Raw genomic sequence first — 18,909 nt, 5'->3', positions numbered from 1 at the left:
GATTTCAACGGGGTTGACATGAAGATTGCGGACAAGCTGGAGCGGCGCCTGCTGGGTATGGCCCACGTGCTATGTCTCATCGCGCTCGTGGGGGCCGTGCTGGCGATGATTGCGTTGATGTTCGCACTCGCCCTTCCAGGAAAGACGGCTGCAACGGCTTATCCGCCGCTCAGTGCCAGCGAGGTGCTTTCGTCCATACCGGGTTCGGAGGCGGCGAACGACGCACTGTCGAATGACAGCGCCAATGGCAGCTACCCCATGGCGAACGTTCCCGGCGCGGCGGGATTCCTGATCCCCGCGCCCTTGCGTACCGTACTGGGTCAGGACAATGCGAGTCAGCCGCTGCTCGAAGCGTGGCTGGCGAGCGTTCCGCTGGCCGACCGGCAGCAGTTCCTGGACGAGCTGTCAGACGTCGTCGCGCGGGCAACGCAGCGAGCCGCATCGTGGGAGTGGGACAATCGCGAGCGGTATGTCGCGGCGGCCATGAACCAGTACGCCCGGGTCAAGATCGAGCGCATTGGTGCGGCCCAAAGCGCCATTCAGGCGGCACGCGGCAGAAGCGAACAGCTTGGGTCGTCGCTGGGAACCCTCCTCGCGCTGGCAGGCTTCCTTGTCCTGCTCCTGCTGCTCACCGCGATCGAACGTAATACACGCAACAATTCAGACGAACGAAGCGTGCGGCCCCGGATATGACGCCGGGAGGCGTCAAGGGAAGCCACTCAATTACGAAGCGCCGGCAGGTCCCTCTTGTGAATCAACGACGACGCGCTCCCGCTGCACTGTGCAGGCCACGCTTGGATTGCCGGAGTTACTGGTCGAATTCAGTGTGACGGCTGCGGTTTGACGAACCCCGCATGACGGCGCGAACGCGATAACGCGCCGGGGATATGCGCCGTTGCGACAGATTGCCGCAACGGCGCTTCATCCGGCCGCGCGGCGCACCCAGCGCCGGAGCAGTCGCGCACACCCGGGAGACGATCCCGCCGCCATGGGTTACCATGCGCGGATGTCGTCGTCCGCCGCTAACCGCAAACGTCTGAGTACATGGCTTGCCCTGCTTGCCATGTGGCTCGTCGTCTTTATGCCGGACGTCGGCCAGATCGTGGCGTCGCTGCATGCGCGCGAGCCGGTCGCCGAGCTTTGCTCAGGAGGCGCCGCGCCAGATCACGCGCCCTCTCATCCCATCGGCAGCATCGCGCAGTGTGGCTATTGCGATCTGCTCCATGTGCACACGCCGCTGCCCGGTGTTGCGATTGCCACGCCGGTCGCGCACGCAGGCGCTTCGCACGCCTTCGCCGTACCGTCACGCGACTTCACGGCCCGCATCGAGGGCTGGCGCCCGGACCACCCTCGGGCCCCGCCCCTTTCCGCCTGATCCTTCCCGGCACCCGCGCGCGCGGGTGGTTTGTGCGCGACGTCTATCGCGTCCTCGTTCATTTCATGTTTCACGCCCCTCGGGGGCGTGCACATGTGGCTCGAACCGACACTCCATGTTCAACGCTTTTCACCGCTCTCCCGGTGCGGCTTCGGCACGGCTTCTGAGCACCGTGCTGGTCGCTTGCGCGCTTTCGGGCACGATATTGCTCGGCGGCTGCGACCAGAAGCCGCCGCTCTCGTTCCAGAACCTCGACATCACCGGCAATACGCAGTTCGCCAAGGACTTTTCGCTTCCGGATACCAGCGGCCAGATGCGCACGCTCGCCGACTATCGAGGCAAGGTGGTGGTGCTGTTGTTCGGTTACACGCACTGCCCGGATGTCTGTCCGACAACCCTCGCCGAACTCTCGCAGGCACTCGACCAGTTGGGCCCGGATAAGGCCAGCCGCGTCCAGGTCCTCTTCGTCACCGTCGATCCGCAGCGCGACACGCCCTCCCTGCTGGCGCAATACACCGCCGCGTTCAATCCGTCGTTCCGCGCCTTGCGCCCGGCCAGCACGGCGCAACTGAACCAGGTGACGAACGATTTTCACTTCGTGTATCAGAAGGTGCCCGGCAGCGACGCCAGCAACTACACGATGAACCATACGGCCGCCGCCCTTGTCTTCGATCCCTCAGGCAAATTGCGGCTTTACGCGCGCGATGGCCAGGGCGTCAAGCCATGGGTTCACGACCTCGGCGAGTTGCTGCAGGCGAGCTGACAGGAAGGCCGCGCCTGTTTGCTGTACCCCATTGTTCCCATAACTTCCACACGTTCATGTACAGGAGAAAGACCATGAATCGCCACTTGCTCAACCTCGCTCTCGCCCTGCCGCTCGCCGCCGCCGCGCTGCCGGCACTGGCGGCATCGTCGGGCGCCATGATGGTGTCCGACTGCTGGATCCGCTCCATGCCGGGCGACACGCCGTCGGGCGGCTACTTCAAGCTCATGAATATGAGCGACAAGAATATCGATCTCGTCGGCGTCAGCACGGACGCATTCGGCATGTCGATGCTTCATCAGACGCAGAGCAGCGGCAGCACATCGAAGATGGTGATGGTGGACAAGGCGAGCGTTCCCGCAAACGGCTCGCTCGCGTTTGCGCCCGGCGGCTATCACGTCATGTTCGAAAAAGCGAAGAAGCCGCTTACTGTCGGCTCGGCCATTCCTGTGACCTTCAAGTTCAGCGACGGCGAGAACGTCGAGGCGCAATGCGCCGTGAAGAACGCCGCGGGTCAGTGAGGCACAAGGATGAAGGCTGCGCCTGTTTCGAGGCGCAGCTATTCGTTTCAAGGCGGCCGCGATTCATTGCGCTTACCTTTTTATCTGGATTCCTGAATAACGATCATATGAACGGCCGAAACAAGACCGTCAACGGGGATTGTGGCGCCACGCCAGCCGTGAAGACCTGACACGCCAATTCGTTCAGGTGCTAAACTTCGCCGCAATCTTTTACCCCGACCATGACTCTCCGACCCCGCAAACACCTGACCGCATGGCTTGGCCTCATCGCCATGTGGCTTGTCGTGCTTGCGCCGCTCGTGAGTCAACTGGTCGCCGCCGCCCATCGGGACGACACAGCCGCCGTGCTCTGTTCCGCAACGTCGCCTGCCACGGACTCCGGTCAAATGGCGCACGGCGACTCGCTTTCGGCCTGCGGCTATTGCGATCTGCTCGCCAATCAGCCGGCCGTGCCCTCTTTACCGGCGGCACCGTTCGTACTGCTGATGCTCGTTGCCATCGCCGCCGTGCCGGTGCTGTCCACCCGTCACACCCCGCTCGGAGCGTTCCCCTCGGGACGACCAAGAGCCCCGCCAGCCTTTTCCTGATTCCGTGACTGTCTGCCGCTTCGACGCGCCACCCGCTGGCGCGCGTAGCCGTTCGCACTACGATTCCAGGAAAATTTCATGCTGCACTTCGCATCGCGAAAGCTGCGCGCGCGTGCGCGCGGCCGGGCGCGGTTCATCACGCTCGGGCTACTGCCCCTTTCATTGATTGCCCAGGCTGCGCATGCCGCGGCCGAGACCGGTCCCAGCGCAACCCTTTCGAGCGCACCGACAGACCAGCCGGCAACGGCACAGGACCCTGCCGTGTTGCCAACCGTCACAGTCAGCGCCAGCGCGGGCGGCGGCAACGGCGGCGCGACTCCGGCCGTCGACCCGAATATGCCGGCGTCGGTGGAGACCGTCACGCCAGACCAGTTCCGCAACTGGAACGTGGTCAACACCGAAGACGTGCTGAAGTACATGCCAAACCTCGCGGTCCGCAAGCGCTTTATCGGCGACCTGAACTCGATCATCGCGGTGCGCGGCACGAGCAACTCGCAAAGTGCGCGCGGCCTTGTCTACGCCGACGGCCTGCTGCTGTCGAACCTGCTCGGCAACAGCTATTCGTTTCCCCCGCGCTGGTCGATGGTGTTCCCTGAGGAAATCCGGCAGGTCGATGTCATTTACGGGCCGTATTCGGCGCTGTATCCGGGCAATTCGCTCGGCGCGACGGTATTGATCACCACGCAAATGCCCACGAAGTTCGAGGCGAGCGCGGACGTCAAGGCATTCACGCAGCACTTCAGCCTTTACGGCGTCAACCAGAACTTCAACGGCAGCGAGGCGAGCGCGTCGATCGGCAACCGCATCGGCAAGTTTTCGTTCTTCATCGGCGCGAACCACCTCGAAAACACGAGCCAGCCATTGCAGTTCGCGACGCTCGCGAAATCGACGACGCCCGCCAAACCCGGCGACACGCCGGTGAGCGGCGCGTACTTCTACAACAACCAGACCAACACACCCACTGCGGTGATCGGCGTGAATGGCGAAGGTATCGAACACACGATCCAGGACCAGCTCAAGCTGAAGATGCAGTACGACTTCACGCCCACGGTTCAGGGGGCGTTCACGCTCGGCTACTGGCACCAGCAGTACAACAGCTCGACCTCCACGTTCCTGTACGACGCCAACGGCAACCCGGTGTACAGCGGCCGGGTGAATATCGGCGGCTACGGGTACAACATTCCGGCATCGGCGCTCGCGCCGAGCCAGGGGTGGAGCGAGAACTGGCTCTACGGGCTCTCGCTGAAAACGCACAACGCAACGGGCTGGAACGGCGAAGCCATTGCTTCGTACTACGACGTGACGAACAGCGTGGCGCGCACGGCGAATGCGGGCGGTCCCGGCAACGGCCCGGGCGTCGTCACGTTCGGCGACGGCACCGGCTGGAAAACGCTCGACCTCAAGGCGAGCTGGACGCCGCCCTCGCCGCAGGCCGGCCTGCTCAATCATGCCGTCACCTTCGGCTACCACTACGACAACTATTTCCTCGACAACGAAACGTTCAACACGGCGGCGTGGACCGATGGCGCCGCAGGCGGCTTCGCGAATGCGTTCAAGGGCCGCACGCAGACCCAGGCGGCCTACGTGCAGGACGCCTGGCGCTTCCTGCCGCGCTGGAAATTCGTGTATGGCGTGCGTTACGAGGACTGGCAGGCCTACGATGGCGCCCAGGCCGTGGGCGGCGCCTACGTGCCCTACCCCAACGCCAGCCAGAGCCACTTCTCGCCGAAGGCCTCGCTCTCGTTCGACGTGACGGACGACCTGACGCTGCGCGCGTCGGTCGGACGCGCCTACCGCTTCCCCACCGTCAGCGAACTGTTCCAGGGGCAGATCAACGGGTCGTCGATCATCAACAACAATCCGAACCTGCAACCCGAGAACGACCTCTCGAAAGAGCTGACCGCCGAATGGGCGCACTGGAACGGCCTGTTCCGCCTGTCGCTCTTTCAGGACGACGTAAAGAATACGATCTTCAGCCAGACCGACACGACGGTGATTCCCAACGTGACGAACTTCCAGAACATCGGCAAGGTTCGCTCGCGCGGCGTCGAGCTGAGCTATCAAGGCGAGGACGTGTTCGTGCGCGGGCTCGACCTCATCAGCAGCGTCGCCTACACGCAGTCGAAGATCCTCGAGAACGCCCAGAACCCCGCCACGGTCGGCAAATACTTCTACCGCATTCCGCTCTGGCGCGCCGATATCGCGGCGACGTATCACATCGGCGAACGCTATGCGCTCACGCTCGCCGCGCGCTACTCGGGCCGCGAGTACAACACGCTGACCAATACCGATACGAACCCGAACGTGTTCGGCGGCACGAGCACCTACACGGTGGCCGATGCGAAGTTCACGTTCCATCCCACGAAGGGCAGCGATCTCAGCGTGGGCGTCGACAACATTTTCGATGCCCGTTACTTCGTGTATCACCCCTACCCTGGCCGCACCTTCTATGTCGAAGGCCGTCTGCGGATGTAAAGGAGACACACTCATGTCCACTGCCGAAACTGTCGCTCGCAAGACGCCCGACGCTACCCGTGCGCAAAGCGGCCCGCCATCCGGCGCACAGCGCGGATACCGCACGCTCTGGCGCTGGCACTTCTACGCCGGGCTGTTCGTCATGCCGTTTCTCGTGATCCTCGCCATCACGGGAACGATCTACTGCTTTCAGCCGCAGATCGAACCGCTGCTCTATCCGCACCGGCTCGTCGTCGAGCCCGCAGCGTCGCCGCGCCTGGAAGTCGACGCCCTGCTCGCGAACGCGCGCGCCGCCGTGCCGGCAGGCGCGGTCGCGACGACCGCACGCATTTCGTCCCGTACGGACCGCAGCGCCGAATTCGTCTTCCGTCTGCCGGACGGTCACAAGGAAAGCGTCTATGTGAATCCCTACGACGGCGCGGTGCTCGGTACGCTCGACGTCGACAGCCGCTTCATGCAGGTCGACCGCATGATTCACCGCAAGCTGCTGCTCGGCAAGCCGGGCGAGCTGCTGATGGAGCTGGTGGCGTGCTGGACGCTCGTCATGATCGGCACCGGCCTTGCGCTCTGGTGGCCGGGAGAGAACGCCTCGCTACGCGCGGCGCTCGTCCCCGATCTCGCGCGGCGGGGCCGGCCGCTATGGAAAAGCATTCACGCCACACTCGGCATCTGGCTCGCCATCGGCGCGTTTGCGTTCGTGGCGACCGGCCTGCCGTGGACCGGCTCGTGGGGCAAGCAGTTCAAGGCGCTCGCCACCAGCGTCAAGCTCGGCGCGCCGCCGGGCTCGTGGGGCGGGCTGGCGCTTCACTCGACGGTGCCCGGAAAGCCGTCCGCGGCACACGCCGCTGCCGGCCACGAGACGTCCTCCGGAATGGAGCCGATGCCGGGCATGACCATGGACGACATGCCGCTGCCCCAGGTGCCCTGGGCGGTCGGCGCGGTGCGCGTGCCCGGCTCACCCGAAGCGGGCGAGCCCGGCGTGAGGCCGTTGCCCCTCGGGCATATCGTCGAACAGATGCGCGCGGCCGGACTCGTGGACGGCTACGACATCGCGCTGCCCACGTCGCCGCATGGCGTGTACACCGTGTCGTACTTTCCCGCAGACCCCACGCTCGAGCGCACCGTGTACATCGACCAGTACAGCGGGGCCGTGCTGAGAGACATCCGCTATGGCGACTATGGCGCTGTCAGCAAGGCCGTATCGTACGGCACGTCGCTGCACATGGGCCGTTACTTCGGTGTGCCAAACCAGATCGTTTGCGCGGCGCTGTCGCTCGGCCTGGCGGCGCTCGCCGTTACCGGCTTCGTGATGTGGTGGAAGCGGCGGCCATCGGGCACGCTCGGCGCCCCCTCCCGCGAGCGCGCCGCGCCACCGATGCGCGCATGGGCAACCGCGCTCGTTGTGCTGGGCATCGTGTTTCCGCTCATGGGCTTGACGATCGTCGCCGTCTGGCTGGTCGACCGTTTGCTATTGCGCCGCGCCGGACCGGTCGCAGCTTCATGAAGGCACGCGTGAATATCGATAGTCGCCCGGCCGATTGCGCCGTCGCGGTCGTTTCCGCGCCGAATGCGGCCAAAAGCCGACAGGAGGATCGACATTTCCATAAAGGCGCTGTATAAGGCCCTTGGTTACGCCTCAAGCGTGACGCCGCGGGAAGCCGGTGCAATTCCGGCACGGTCGCGCCACTGTGTGGACATAGGCAGCTTCCTTGCTACCAATGCCAAGTCAGACCTTGCGGTGTCATCCTCATATAAATCGTCGGGACGCGTTATCCCGGGAGTTCATGATGCTTACCCAGCTCATTCAGATATTCAACGACTCAAATTCGAAAGTTCGTAGCAAGCTGTTTGGCATCTATGGCGTACTCATCGCCATCAACGTTATTGCCTGGGTGTGGGCGCTCGTTGCGTTTCACAGGTATCCCGTGCTGCTCGGCACCGCCCTGCTGGCCTATAGCTTCGGCCTGCGGCACGCAGTGGACGCCGACCACATCGCGGCAATCGACAACGTGACCCGCAAGCTGATGCAGGAGAAAAAACGCCCTGTTGCGGTTGGTTTCTTCTTCTCGCTCGGCCATTCGACTGTAGTGATACTCGCCGCGGTCGCGGTGGCGCTCGCGACTACAGCCATCCAGAGCCGGTTCGACAATTTCAAGGAAGTGGGCGGCATCATCGGCACGCTCGTTTCCTCGTTCTTCCTGTTCGCGCTCGCGCTCATGAACTTCCTGATCCTGCGCGGCATTTATCGCGCGTGGAAGCATGTGCGCAGCGGCGGCGCCTACGTCGACGACGACTTCGACATGCTCCTCGCTAACCGGGGTCTGGTTGCACGGCTCTTTCGCCCGCTGTTCCGGCTCGTGACTCGTAGCTGGCATATGTATCCGATCGGCTTCCTGTTCGGTCTTGGTTTCGACACCGCAACCGAAATCAGCCTGCTGGGCATCGCCGCTACCCAGGCGGCCAAGGGCCTTTCGCCCTGGGCCATCATGGTGTTCCCCGTCCTGTTCAGCGCAGGCATGTCGCTGATCGACACGCTGGACGGACACCTCATGCTGGGCGCCTATGGTTGGGCGTACCAGAAGCCGCTGCGCAAGATCTACTACAACATGACCATCACGCTGGTTTCGATCATCGTCGCGGTCGTGATCGGCGGGATCGAGGCCCTTGGTCTGCTCGCGGACCAGTTCGGTCTGAAAGGCCGTGTGTGGGATACGATCGGCTCGCTGAACGATAATTTCGGCGTGCTCGGCTATATCATCATCGGCGTCTTTGCCTTGAGCTGGATTGCCTCGCTCCTCATCTATCGGGCAAGGCGCTACGACGAGGTGCAGGTCAGCACGCAGCGTTGACGGGTAACTGGCGCAGCGCCGTCGAATGCCTCGCGCGCGCTGCGCCAGGATACCTCAGCCAGATACGTCGCGGATCCACGACCTGAGCGGCGCATCACATGTCCGCCCCATACCGCCGTGCGGTACCGTTCGATGGCTGACACGGCCCGAGGAATGACGTGCGCAATCGCTCTATCGTAAGCGGCTCAGAGATAAGCTCATTCCGAAGAAGCTGGTCGTAGCCGACGCGCGCTGGCGTTCCGCCTGAACACCCCTTCCTCCCCGGTTCAGCAGTGATCCCGGACGGCTCCGGCATCGCGCACGTTTGGCGCGATACCGGCTAGCCATTCACGGGCCAATCATTGCTCCGCTGGAATCCACGGCGCGGTCGCGGCGTCGCTCGTCCGGAATGCCGGGAACTTCGTCCCGAGTTCGGCGATCGTGCGGATATCGTTCTTCACGAGATCGTCGCGCGTCACGAGCGTGGGCTTCACGACGATCTGATGCGCAAGCGGCTGCCCGGCCACTTCGATTGCCGCGGCGCGCACCGACACCGCGCCCACGACCGCGGGGTTCGTTGCGGCCGTGGCCACCCACGCGCTGTTGGGGGCGCGAATCGCCTCGATGTCGGCCGTCGAGATGTCCGCACTGTAAATGCGCAGCTTGTCGCCGAGATTCGACTCGTTCGCCGCGAGATTGGCGCCGCGCGCGAACTCGTCATAAGGCGCGATCACCACGCGGATATCCGGATGGGCGCGATAGGCGGCCGCCGCCTGATTGGCCACGGACTGCGCAATCGGATTGTCCACGGTGCCCCAGCGCGCTTTTTCCTGAATCCCCGGATGCGCGTGCTTGAACGATTGCCACACCGCGTCGCGGCGATCGAGCGGTGCGAACCCCGCAACGTAGACGTAGCCGGCGGAAAACGCGTTGCCGTTGTCCTTCACGGCCTGCGCGAGCAACAGCGACGCGAGGTCGCGGTCGCTCTGCTCGATCTGCGGGACCTTCGGGTTCGCGAGATTGACGTCGAACGCAATGACCTTGATGCCTTTGTCGAGCGCCTGCTGCACGACGTCGCCCAGCGACTCGGGCAGGCCGTGATTGACGATGATCGCGGACACGCCGAGATTGATGGCCTGCTGGATCTGATCGCGCTGCTGCGCCGCGTCCTGCCGCCCTTCATAGATGCGCAGATCGATGCCGAGCGCCTTCGCCTGCTTCTGCGCGCCAGCCTCGTAAGCCTGGAAGAAGTCGCCCTCGGAAATGTAGTTGACCAAAGCGACCTTCACGCCGCCTTTGTCGAACGGCGCCGGCGCGCCCTTCAGCGCTTCGGCATGCGCCGTGAGCGAGCCGACAAGTCCCGCTGCGCAGAGCGTGAATGCGCCAAGCGCGCGGCGCGCCGATGGCCTGCGTGACGCGCCGTTGCGAACAAGCTGGTGAATCGATGTCTTCATGACGTTCCCGTTGTGTGTGTCAGGTTCAATTCCAGGCGTGACGCGCCGGCTTCACACCGTTGAGGTAGTAATTCCCGACGAGGTGGTACTTCCAGCGCACCGGATCATGCAGCGTATGGGTGCGTGCATTGCGCCAGTGGCGGTCGAGATTGTGGACACTGAGCGTCGCCTGGGTGCCGGCCAGCTCGAACAGCTTTTCGCCTGCGAGCAACGCGATTTCCGTCGTGAGCACCTTCGCCTCTCCCACGGCGACCGAGGCGCGCGCCACGTCCTCCTCCGTCGTCGCGCCCTGCGCCGCGAGTTCGTCGAGTACGCGCGCGGCGCGTTCGAGGAGCGCCTCCGCGGCATGCAACTGGATATGCAGATGGCCGACCTCCCGGATCGTCAGCGGGTCGTCGCTGGCGCGCTCGACGCCGCTGTCGACCCACGGCCGGGTGCGCGAGCGCACGAACGCGAGCGTGTCGTCGATCGCGGCGCGGGCAATGCCCGCATCGATCGCCGCCTGGATGATCTGCGAAAGCGGACCGTTGAGCGTGGGCTGCTCGGAAACGCGATGCGCGGGCAGCACGAGACCGGCCGGCACGCGAACGTTTTCGAGCGTAACGGTGCCGCTCGCGGTGGTGCGCTGGCCGAAACCGGACCAGTCGTCGACCACGCTGAGCCCTTCCGTGCCTCGCGGAATATAGGCGAGCCATCCCCTGCGGTCCTCGTCGAGTCCGAGCACTGGCACGAAATGGGCAAAGAGCGCGCCGGTCGAATAAAACTTGGTGCCGTCGATCACGTAGTGATCCCCGTCACGGCGTACCCGTGTCTTCAGGTCGAGCACATGCTTCGTGCCCTTCTCCGAGAAGCCGTTGCCGAATCGCTTCCCGGCGAGGACTTCGCCAAACAGGCCATGCTTTTGCTCCTCGGTGCCCGTTAGCGCGATCACGTCCACGAGACCGAAGTGGTTCTGCGGCAATTGACCGAGCGACGGGTCCGCGGCGGCGATGAGCTTGACCACTTCCGTTAGGGTAACGAACGAAACGCCGGCGCCCCCATATGCCTTCGGCACCGTGATGCCCCATAGGCCCGAGCGCGAAAACCATTCGATCTCTTCATGCGGCAAGCGCCGCTCGCTATCGCGCAACGCCGCGCCCTCGGCAAGCCGCGCGGCCAGTGCCTTTGCAACCGCTATCGCCTCGCTGTCCGAGGCGATGACATGCGCGGCTTCGGTTACGGATGCGGCACCGTGTGCCGCGATATCTGCCAGTGTCTCTGCCATGTTGCGCTCCGCTCGATCAGGTTGTGTGAATCGCTAACAAGAAAATGGAATCGGAGAGCGTCAGTCGCGCCCTTCCGTTCTGCGGCCGACGCTGAACGTGAACGCCAACGCCACGACCAGCAACGCGCCTTTGATGAAATCCTGGAGGTAGTAAGGCGCATTGAGCATCGTGAGGCCGTTGAGCAGCACGCCGACGAACACGGCGCCGACAACCGTGCCGGGCACGTTGGGCCGCTTCGCGCCCCACACGGCGTAGCCCACGAGCGCCGCCGCCACCGCGTCGAGCAGCAACGAATGCCCCGCGCTCACGTCGCCTCGGCCGACACGCGCGGCGATCAGCAGGCCGCCAAGGGCCGCGAGCGTCGCCGAAGCGACATAGGCCCCCATCCGGTAACGGGCTGTCGGCGCGCCCGCCAGCCGCGCCGCGGTCTCGTTGCCGCCGATGGCATAGATCACGCGCCCCCACCGCGTCGAGCCCATGACGGCCGAAACGAGCACGGTCAGCACGAGCAGCACGAGCACGGGAACGGGGACCACCTCGAATAGGCGTGCGCGCCCGAGCGCGAGAAACGCGGCGGGAAACATGCCGCTTGCTTCGGTGCCGTCCGGCAGGATCGTGCCCGTGGCCAGAGAGCGGCCGCCCGTCGGAATCAACTGGAGGCCGGCGAGCAGGAAAAGCGTGCCGAGCGTCGCAAGCTGGTCCGGCACATGCAGGCGCGTGATGAGCACGCCGTTGAACAGCCCCGCCGCGACGCCGAGCGCGAGACACGCGAGCACTGCCTCCCAACTGTTGCCGTGCCACACCACGAGCACGTAGCTCGCGGCCATCTGCGCGGAGGCGGCCACGCTCCCCACCGAAAGATCGAAGCCGCCCGCCGCGAGCGTGATCGTCACGCCGATGCCGAGCAACGCAACGATCGACACGGCCTGCAGGATGCTGAACAGGTTGGCGACGTTCAGAAACGCAGGTTCACGAACCGTGAAGATCACCACGAGCGCCGCGAGCACGATCAGCAGCCCGGCTCGTTCGAGCGCGACGAAAAGGCCGCGGCGATGCCGCGCAGCCGTGTAACTGGCGGGAGAGTCTTTGGAAGCGAGTGTCGGCGTGACGGATCTCATGGTTCAGTAGGCAAGATGGGAGGCTGTGGAGTCATCGTGCTCGAGCGCGCCGCGATCGAACAAGACGATCCGGTCGGCGATTTCGTGCGCCTCTTCGAGGTCGCTGACGAAAACAAGCGTCGCGCGACCCGCCGCGCGATGACGCAGTGTGGAAGCGATATCGGCTCTAGCGCCCGCATCGACGCCCTGAAACGGTTCGTCCAGCAAAAGCAGCCGCGCGGGCTCGGCGTGCCAGCGCGCAAGCAGGACCTTCTGCTGGTTGCCGCCCGATAGCCGCGAGACGCGGTGTTCCGGTCCCGAGCAGCGAATCCCGAACGCCTCGATCGCGTTGTGTGCCTCGGCGTGCTCGCGTTCGCGCGGCAAGGCGCCGCCGCGCCGCCAGCGCGACAGGAACGGGAAGCTGATCGTGCCGGCAATCGACGCGAAAGCAACGGTGTCGGGAAAGAGCGACGTGCGCCACCGGTCTTCGCCCGCGAGAAATACGCCTGCGCGAATCGCGTCTGCGGGAGTGCGCGGCGCCCAGCGGCGCCCGTAGAGTTCCATCTGGCCCGCTGCCGCTCGCAGCGCGCCGAAGATCACCTGCGCAAACCGGGATTTGCCCGCGCCGACCGGGCCGACAATCGCGACGATCTCGCCCTGCGCCACGTCGAGATCGAACGCATCGCAACCCGGCGCGAGGCGCAGTCCGCGAAGCCGCAGCGCGGGCTTCGCGCCGATCGGATGCGCGTGAGGCAAGGTTCGCGCAGCCGGCAGCGCACGGCCGATCATCGCTTCGAGCGCGGTGTCGAAGTCAACCGGCGCGCGCTGCTCGCCGACGATGCGGCCATCGCGAAGGATCGCCACGCGCGAAGCGAGCCTGCGGAGATCGCCAAGCCGGTGCGAGACGAGCAGCACGGCGACGCCCTCGGCGCGCAGGCCGTCGACGAGCGCGTAAAGCCGCAGCGCCTCGCTCGAAGAAAGGCTGGCCGTCGGCTCGTCGAGAATCAGCAGGCGTGGCCGCGAAGCCAATGCACGAGCGATCACGACGCGCTGCTGGCCGGCAAGCGACTGCGAACCGAGCGGGGCGTCGAGATCGGCTTCGAGCGCCACGCGCGCGGCCAGCGTGCGGGCGCGTTCGCGGCGCGCGGCGCGCGGTGTCCACCAGTGCGCGTGGCCGTCGCAAAGCGCGTCGAGCAAGAGATTGTCCGCAATCGACAGCGAGGGCACCACGGCGTCGGCGATGCTCTGATGCACCGTGGCCACGCCCAGCCGCTTCGCCGCCTGTGGCGAAGCGGGCGCGTAGGGTTGGCCGCCGAGCGCGAGCGTGCCCTCGTCGGGCAAGCTCACGCCGCTCAGGATTTTCACGAACGTCGATTTGCCCGCGCCGTTCGCGCCCATCAGCGCGACGACCTCCCCCGCGTGGATGGAGAAGTCGAGCCGCGATAGCGCAACGGTTGCGCCAAAGCGCTTTGTGATCGCATGAGCAGTCAGAATCGGAGCGGACATCGCAGCGTAAGCGTTCGCGGTTCGAAAGTGGTAACGGCACCCATCCTAGCGACGCACAACAGTCAGCCAAACGAAGCGATGCTCATATTCATGCGCCCTCGATTGATAAGGGAAACTACATAACCGCTCCCTTGCAACCGCCGCGCAGCGCTTCCGCGATGACAGCGCAATCGATGCCATCGCACGGCGCGCCTCGACGCAAAGCCGGCAAACCCGGCAAACCGATATCGATTCGACAATCGGTTATTGGAGAGGCGTCACACGCCTTCCTATACTCATCCTCCTGGTCCCGTGCCTGCGCAAGCGCACGCAGCACACGGCTACGCGGCCCTTGCCGCGCGCAGCGTTGTTTACCCTTCATTCGAGAACAAACGCATGAGTTCATCGCGATCCGACGACACGCTATCCACCGGCACCGACTACGAGGCGCTCGCTGCCCGCTTCCTCCCCGCTTTCGCGGCAATCGCCAATGAAGCCGTCGAGCGCGATCGCGCACGCAGCCTGCCGCATGAGGCGATCGCGCTGCTCAAGCAAGCGGGCTTCGGCGCGGTGCGCGTTCCGGCGCGTCAGGGCGGCGCGGGCGCATCGATCGAACAACTCTTTCGCCTGATCATCGAACTGGCGGCAGCGGATTCGAATCTGCCACAGGCGCTGCGCGGTCACTTCGCCTTCGTCGAAGACTGGTTGAACGCGCCGGCGGACGAGGACCAGCGTGCGTGGCTCGATCGTTTCGTCGGCGGGCAACTGGTTGGCAATGCGTGGACCGAGGCCGGCGATGTCGCGCTCGGCCAGATCAACACAAAGGTAAGCCGCCGCGACGGCGCATTCGTGCTGAACGGCGCGAAGTATTACAGCACCGGCAGCCTTTACGCCGACTGGATCGATGTCTTCGCGCAGCGCGACGACGACGGCAGCGACGTCATCGTCGCGGTGAATGTCCACCAGCCCGGCGTCATTCGCGAAGACGACTGGGACGGCTTCGGCCAAACGACGACAGGCAGCGGCACCACCGTGTTCCGGAACGCCGAGGTGCAGCCGCGCAATATCATCGACTTCGGCCGCCGCTTCAAATATCAAACCGCGTTCTATCAGCTCTTTCATGTCGCCACGCTCGCGGGCATTGCGCAAGCCGCGCAACGCGACGCCGCCGCGCTCGTGCGCAGCCGCAAACGCATCTACAGCCACGGCAATGCCGCGCGTGCGAGCGACGACGCGCAGATCCAGCAGGTGGTGGGCAAGATCGCGTCGTGGGCCTACGGCGCGCGGGCCGTGACATTGCAGGCCGCGCAGGCGGTGCAGCGCGCGTACGAGGCGCACTTTGGCGGCGACGACGAAGCCGGGCGCGCGGCCAACGTGGAGGCCGAGATCGCTTCGGCGCAGAGCCAGCTCGTCGCCTCCGAATTCGCGCTGCGCGCCGCGACGCATCTGTTTGACGCGCTCGGCGCCTCGGCCATCCGCGCGGACCACGCGCTGGACCGGCACTGGCGCAACGCACGCGCCGTGTCGTCGCACAATCCGCTCGTCTACAAGGCGAAGATCGTGGGCGACTGGACCATCAACGGTACGGAGCCGCCCTTCGTATGGCAGACCGGCAACGGACCGAAACGCGGGAGCCAATGACCATCATGAGCAAGACCATCCGCTTCAACGCCTTTGAAATGAACTGCGTGGGCCATCAGTCGCCCGGCCTCTGGACGCATCCGCGCGACCGCTCCTGGGAGTACAAGGACCTCGCCTACTGGACCGATCTCGCGAAGATCCTCGAACGCGGGGTGTTCGACGCGATCTTCATCGCGGACGTGATCGGCTACTACGACGTCTACAAAGGCAGCAACTATCATGCGCTTCACCAGGCCGCGCAGATCCCGGTGAACGATCCCTTGCAGCTCGCCGCGCCCATCGCGATGGTCACGTCGCACCTCGGCATCGGCATCACGGCATCCACGAGTTTCGAGCACCCGTACACATTCGCGCGCCGCCTCTCGACCGCCGATCACCACACGCAAGGGCGCCTGGCCTGGAACATCGTGACATCGTATCTGGAGAGCGGCGCGAAGAACGTCGGCCAAGGCGGCCTGCGCGACCACCACGACCGCTACGAAGTCGCGACCGAATACGTCGAGGTGCTCTACAAGCTGTTCGAGGGAAGCTGGGAAGACGGCGCCGTGGTGCGCGACCGCGAGAAGCGCGTGTTCACGCATCCGGAGAAAGTGCACGAGATCGGGCACAAGGGCAAATACTTCGAAGTGCCAGGCTATCACCTTTGCGAACCCTCTCCGCAGCGCACACCGGTGCTGTTCCAGGCTGGCGCGTCAGGTCCGGGCAAGACGTTCGCCGCACAGCACGCGGAATGCGTGTTTGTCGCCGCGCTCTCGCAGGCCCAACTGCGCGACTACGTCGCGGATGTGCGCCGCCAGGCAGCGCTCGCCGGTCGCGATCCGCACAAGCTGTTGATCTACAACCTCGTCACCGTGATCGTCGACGAGACGGACGCAAAGGCATTGGCGCGCTTCGAGGAGTACCAGCGCCATGTCTCCTATGACGGTTCGCTCGTGTTCATGTCGGGCTGGACCGGCATTGACTTCGGCCAGTACCTGCCGACCGACACCGTCAAGCGCGTGCAGACGAACGCGATTCACTCCGCCGTCGATCATCTTTCAGGCGGCGACAAGACGTGGACGATCGAGGCGCTGGCGAGGTGGGGCGGCATCGGCGGCATGGGGCCGGTATTCGTGGGCTCTCCCGCGACGGTGGCCGACATTCTCCAGGAGTGGGTCGAAGCAACGGGCGTGGACGGCTTCAATCTGGCCTACGCGGTTGCGCACGAGACGTTCGAGGACATCGTGAATCATCTCGTACCCGAACTGCAGCGGCGCGGCGTGTATCCACGCGAGTATGCGCCTGGCACGCTGCGCGAAAAGCTGTTCGGCGCTGGCGCACGGTTGCCCGACGAACATCCTGCGGCGCGCTTTCGCGATATCGAACGCGTGAAACGCGAACTCGCGGCGCGCCGGTGAACCGCTCACCGTTCAAACACGAGCAGACGCGGTCGCCGCCTTGCCGCACGAATAACCATATGACGTTTCATTCTTTTCCAAACGCGTGTTTGCCTACTAGCGTGAAACAATCATGAGCGACATTTCCTCTTCTGCTTCCCCGCCGGTTGCATGGATCGCCGGAGTCGGCGCGAGCGCGGGCCTGGGTGCGGCGCTCGGGCGCCGTTTCGCGCGCGAAGGTTACGCCGTCGTCCTTACCGGGCGCACCGCGCAGCGTGTGGAAGCCGTGGCGGCCGAGATACGCGCGCAAGGCGGCCGCGCCCACGCTGCCGCCGGCGACGTGACGAGCGAGCAGGATCTGGCGCGTATCGCGCAGTTTGTGAAGAACCACGGTTCCTTGCGCAGCGCGATTTTCAACGCGGGCAACGCCGCGCGCGCGCCGACGCTCGAACTCGAGGTCGAGCAGTTCGAGTCCGCATGGCGCACCAACGTACTCGGCGGCTTCGTGTTTGCACGCGCCGCGTTGCCACTTCTGCTTTCCGCGCCCGACGCGACGACAAACCCGTCAGGCGCCGGCAGTCTCCTTTTCACCGGCGCGACAGCCTCGTTGCGCGGCCGGCCCCCCTTCGCCGCGTTTGCATCGGCGAAGGCGGGATTGCGCTCGCTTGCGCAAAGCCTCGCGCGCGAATTCGGTCCGCGTGGCGTGCATGTCGCGCACGTCGTGATCGACGGCGGCATCGACGGCGAACGCCTGCGCAGCACAGCACCGCAACGCGCGGAAAGCGCCGGAGCGGACGGCCTGCTGCAGCCCGACGCAATCGCCGAAAACTACTGGCAGTTGCACCGCCAGGCCCGCAGCGCCTGGACACAGGAGCTGGACCTGCGCCCGTGGCGCGAACCGTTTTGATCAGGAATCCTCATGAGCAGCGTGCTTTCGGCAACCCCTTCCGCTTCGCAGGCATCTGGCGTCGAAGCAGAACTCACCTATCTCGCGCCGGGCGACGCGCGGCCGGTCAACTACACGTTCGAGCCACCCGCCGGCACGCCGTGGAGTTCGGGCACGCCAGACCCGTGCCGCGTGAGGATTCACAACGCACGCCCGCTTGCGGAAGCCGGAGAGATTTCGCTCGACCGGAATGGCTTTCAACTGGTTTCGCACCGCAGCGCCTTGAGCGACTTCAGCGACGACAGCCTGATCCGCCTTGTCTATCGCCCCGAGGCCGAGGCGCTCCTGCGTGACATCACGGGTGCCGAGAAAGTCGTCGTCTTCGACCATACGCTGCGCGACAGCGCGAGCGGCTCCCGTGCCAACGCGTCCCTGCGCGAACCCGTGCGGCGCGTGCACAACGATCAGACTTTCGTCTCCGGGCCGCGCCGCGTGCGTGACCACCTCGATGCCGAAGAGGCCGGGCGTCGGCTCCAGCATCGTTTTGCCATCGTCAATCTGTGGCGGCCGCTCAGCGTAGTCGAGCAGTTTCCGCTCGCGCTTTGCGATGCACGCTCGATTGCGGCGGACGACCTCGTGCCGACTGACCTCGTCTATCGCGACAAAACCGGCGAGACGTATTCGTTTCTCGCGAATCCGCAACATCGCTGGTACTACTTTCCGCGTCTGCGTCCCGAAGAAGTGCTCTTGCTGAAGATCTACGATTCGCTGGAGGACGGCACGGCGCGGCTAACCGCGCACACCGCGTTCGAGGATCCCGCCAGTCCTTCCAATGCGGCTGCGCGACGCAGCATCGAACTGCGCGCGCTCCTGTTCTGGGCGGCGGACCACGACACGCATTGAGGGACGCGCGCGCCGGATCGCGCCTCTCCCTCCCGGGCAGCACCACGCACCGCGCCCTTCCCCATCGGCGCGGGCGCCGATCATTCAATGGATGCGGCCAGTACACGGCGAAGCTGCACCGCCGCTTCGCCCGCCGCGGACAACCCTGCGCCGCACGGAACTCGACCCGTCCGCCGTTGCGATACATCCGTCGTCATATTCCGCTACGGCATATGCATAGCGAATGTGTCTGTTTTGCCGCCGCGCGCGCGCC

General features: G+C 65.1%; 16 protein-coding genes and 1 riboswitch. Of the genes, 12 read left to right on the top strand and 4 right to left on the bottom strand.

The genetic code is table 11. The annotated features are described in order from the left end of the window. Positions 1-18 precede the first annotated feature (18 nt). The 8 genes from U5768_RS30350 (at position 19) to U5768_RS30315 (ending at position 8,570) form a co-directional block, all read left to right on the top strand. Positions 19-693, top strand: coding sequence for a hypothetical protein (locus U5768_RS30350; RefSeq protein WP_322034008.1), 675 nt, complete (start codon positions 19-21; stop codon positions 691-693). Between the two features lie 295 nt (positions 694-988). Next, on the top strand, positions 989-1,375 hold the full coding sequence (locus tag U5768_RS30345) for a DUF2946 domain-containing protein (RefSeq protein WP_322034007.1): 387 nt from the start codon (positions 989-991) through the stop codon (positions 1,373-1,375). A gap of 115 nt (positions 1,376-1,490) precedes the next feature. After that, on the top strand, positions 1,491-2,138 hold the full coding sequence (locus U5768_RS30340) for an SCO family protein (RefSeq protein WP_322034006.1): 648 nt from the start codon (positions 1,491-1,493) through the stop codon (positions 2,136-2,138). A gap of 74 nt (positions 2,139-2,212) precedes the next feature. Then, positions 2,213-2,659, top strand: coding sequence for a copper chaperone PCu(A)C (locus tag U5768_RS30335; RefSeq protein ID WP_322034005.1), 447 nt, complete (start codon positions 2,213-2,215; stop codon positions 2,657-2,659). A gap of 221 nt (positions 2,660-2,880) precedes the next feature. Next, positions 2,881-3,246 (top strand): DUF2946 domain-containing protein, encoded by a 366-nt coding sequence (locus U5768_RS30330; RefSeq protein ID WP_322034004.1) that lies wholly within the window; start codon positions 2,881-2,883, stop codon positions 3,244-3,246. 78 nt (positions 3,247-3,324) lie between these two features. Beyond that, positions 3,325-5,721, top strand: a complete 2,397-nt coding sequence (locus tag U5768_RS30325; protein WP_322034003.1) for a TonB-dependent receptor — start codon at positions 3,325-3,327, stop codon at positions 5,719-5,721. A 13-nt stretch (positions 5,722-5,734) separates the two neighbouring features. Beyond that, positions 5,735-7,225: a PepSY domain-containing protein gene (locus U5768_RS30320; protein ID WP_322034002.1), complete on the top strand. Its 1,491-nt coding sequence runs from the start codon at positions 5,735-5,737 to the stop codon at positions 7,223-7,225. 122 nt (positions 7,226-7,347) lie between these two features. Further along, positions 7,348-7,509, top strand: a riboswitch (adenosylcobalamin (AdoCbl) riboswitch). Beyond that, on the top strand, positions 7,509-8,570 hold the full coding sequence (locus U5768_RS30315; RefSeq protein ID WP_322034026.1) for a HoxN/HupN/NixA family nickel/cobalt transporter: 1,062 nt from the start codon (positions 7,509-7,511) through the stop codon (positions 8,568-8,570). It overlaps the preceding riboswitch by 1 nt. Positions 8,571-8,908: 338 nt before the next feature. Here the strand turns inward: U5768_RS30315 and U5768_RS30310 are convergent, their stop codons facing one another. The 4 genes from U5768_RS30310 to U5768_RS30295 are packed head-to-tail and all read right to left on the bottom strand — an operon-like array spanning position 8,909 to position 13,871. Continuing rightward, on the bottom strand, positions 8,909-10,003 hold the full coding sequence (locus tag U5768_RS30310) for a substrate-binding domain-containing protein (protein WP_322034001.1): 1,095 nt from the start codon (positions 10,001-10,003) through the stop codon (positions 8,909-8,911). A 25-nt stretch (positions 10,004-10,028) separates the two neighbouring features. Next, a complete protein-coding gene (locus U5768_RS30305) occupies positions 10,029-11,267 on the bottom strand; it encodes an SfnB family sulfur acquisition oxidoreductase (protein WP_322034000.1) in 1,239 nt (412 codons plus the stop codon). A 60-nt stretch (positions 11,268-11,327) separates the two neighbouring features. Continuing rightward, positions 11,328-12,386 carry an ABC transporter permease gene (locus U5768_RS30300; protein WP_322033999.1) on the bottom strand — a complete coding sequence of 353 codons (1,059 nt, stop codon included), beginning with the start codon at positions 12,384-12,386 and terminating at the stop codon, positions 11,328-11,330. 3 nt (positions 12,387-12,389) lie between these two features. Next, positions 12,390-13,871: a sugar ABC transporter ATP-binding protein gene (locus U5768_RS30295; protein WP_322033998.1), complete on the bottom strand. Its 1,482-nt coding sequence runs from the start codon at positions 13,869-13,871 to the stop codon at positions 12,390-12,392. Positions 13,872-14,246: 375 nt separating this feature from the next. Between U5768_RS30295 and U5768_RS30290 the strand changes: the two genes are divergently transcribed. The 4 genes from U5768_RS30290 (at position 14,247) to U5768_RS30275 (ending at position 18,656) form a co-directional block, all read left to right on the top strand. After that, positions 14,247-15,491 carry an acyl-CoA dehydrogenase family protein gene (locus tag U5768_RS30290; RefSeq protein ID WP_322033997.1) on the top strand — a complete coding sequence of 415 codons (1,245 nt, stop codon included), beginning with the start codon at positions 14,247-14,249 and terminating at the stop codon, positions 15,489-15,491. A 5-nt stretch (positions 15,492-15,496) separates the two neighbouring features. Further along, a complete protein-coding gene (locus U5768_RS30285; protein ID WP_322033996.1) occupies positions 15,497-16,888 on the top strand; it encodes an LLM class flavin-dependent oxidoreductase in 1,392 nt (463 codons plus the stop codon). A gap of 109 nt (positions 16,889-16,997) precedes the next feature. Continuing rightward, positions 16,998-17,774 (top strand): SDR family NAD(P)-dependent oxidoreductase, encoded by a 777-nt coding sequence (locus tag U5768_RS30280; protein WP_415913998.1) that lies wholly within the window; start codon positions 16,998-17,000, stop codon positions 17,772-17,774. 12 nt (positions 17,775-17,786) lie between these two features. Continuing rightward, positions 17,787-18,656, top strand: coding sequence for a CmcJ/NvfI family oxidoreductase (locus tag U5768_RS30275; RefSeq protein ID WP_322033994.1), 870 nt, complete (start codon positions 17,787-17,789; stop codon positions 18,654-18,656). The last annotated feature ends 253 nt before the right edge of the window (positions 18,657-18,909 follow it).

Source organism: Paraburkholderia sp. J76, assembly GCF_905220295.1.
GTDB lineage: Bacteria > Pseudomonadota > Gammaproteobacteria > Burkholderiales > Burkholderiaceae > Paraburkholderia.
Note: the sequence above shows the minus strand (reverse complement) of the source record. Positions and strands in the feature narration are given on the sequence as shown.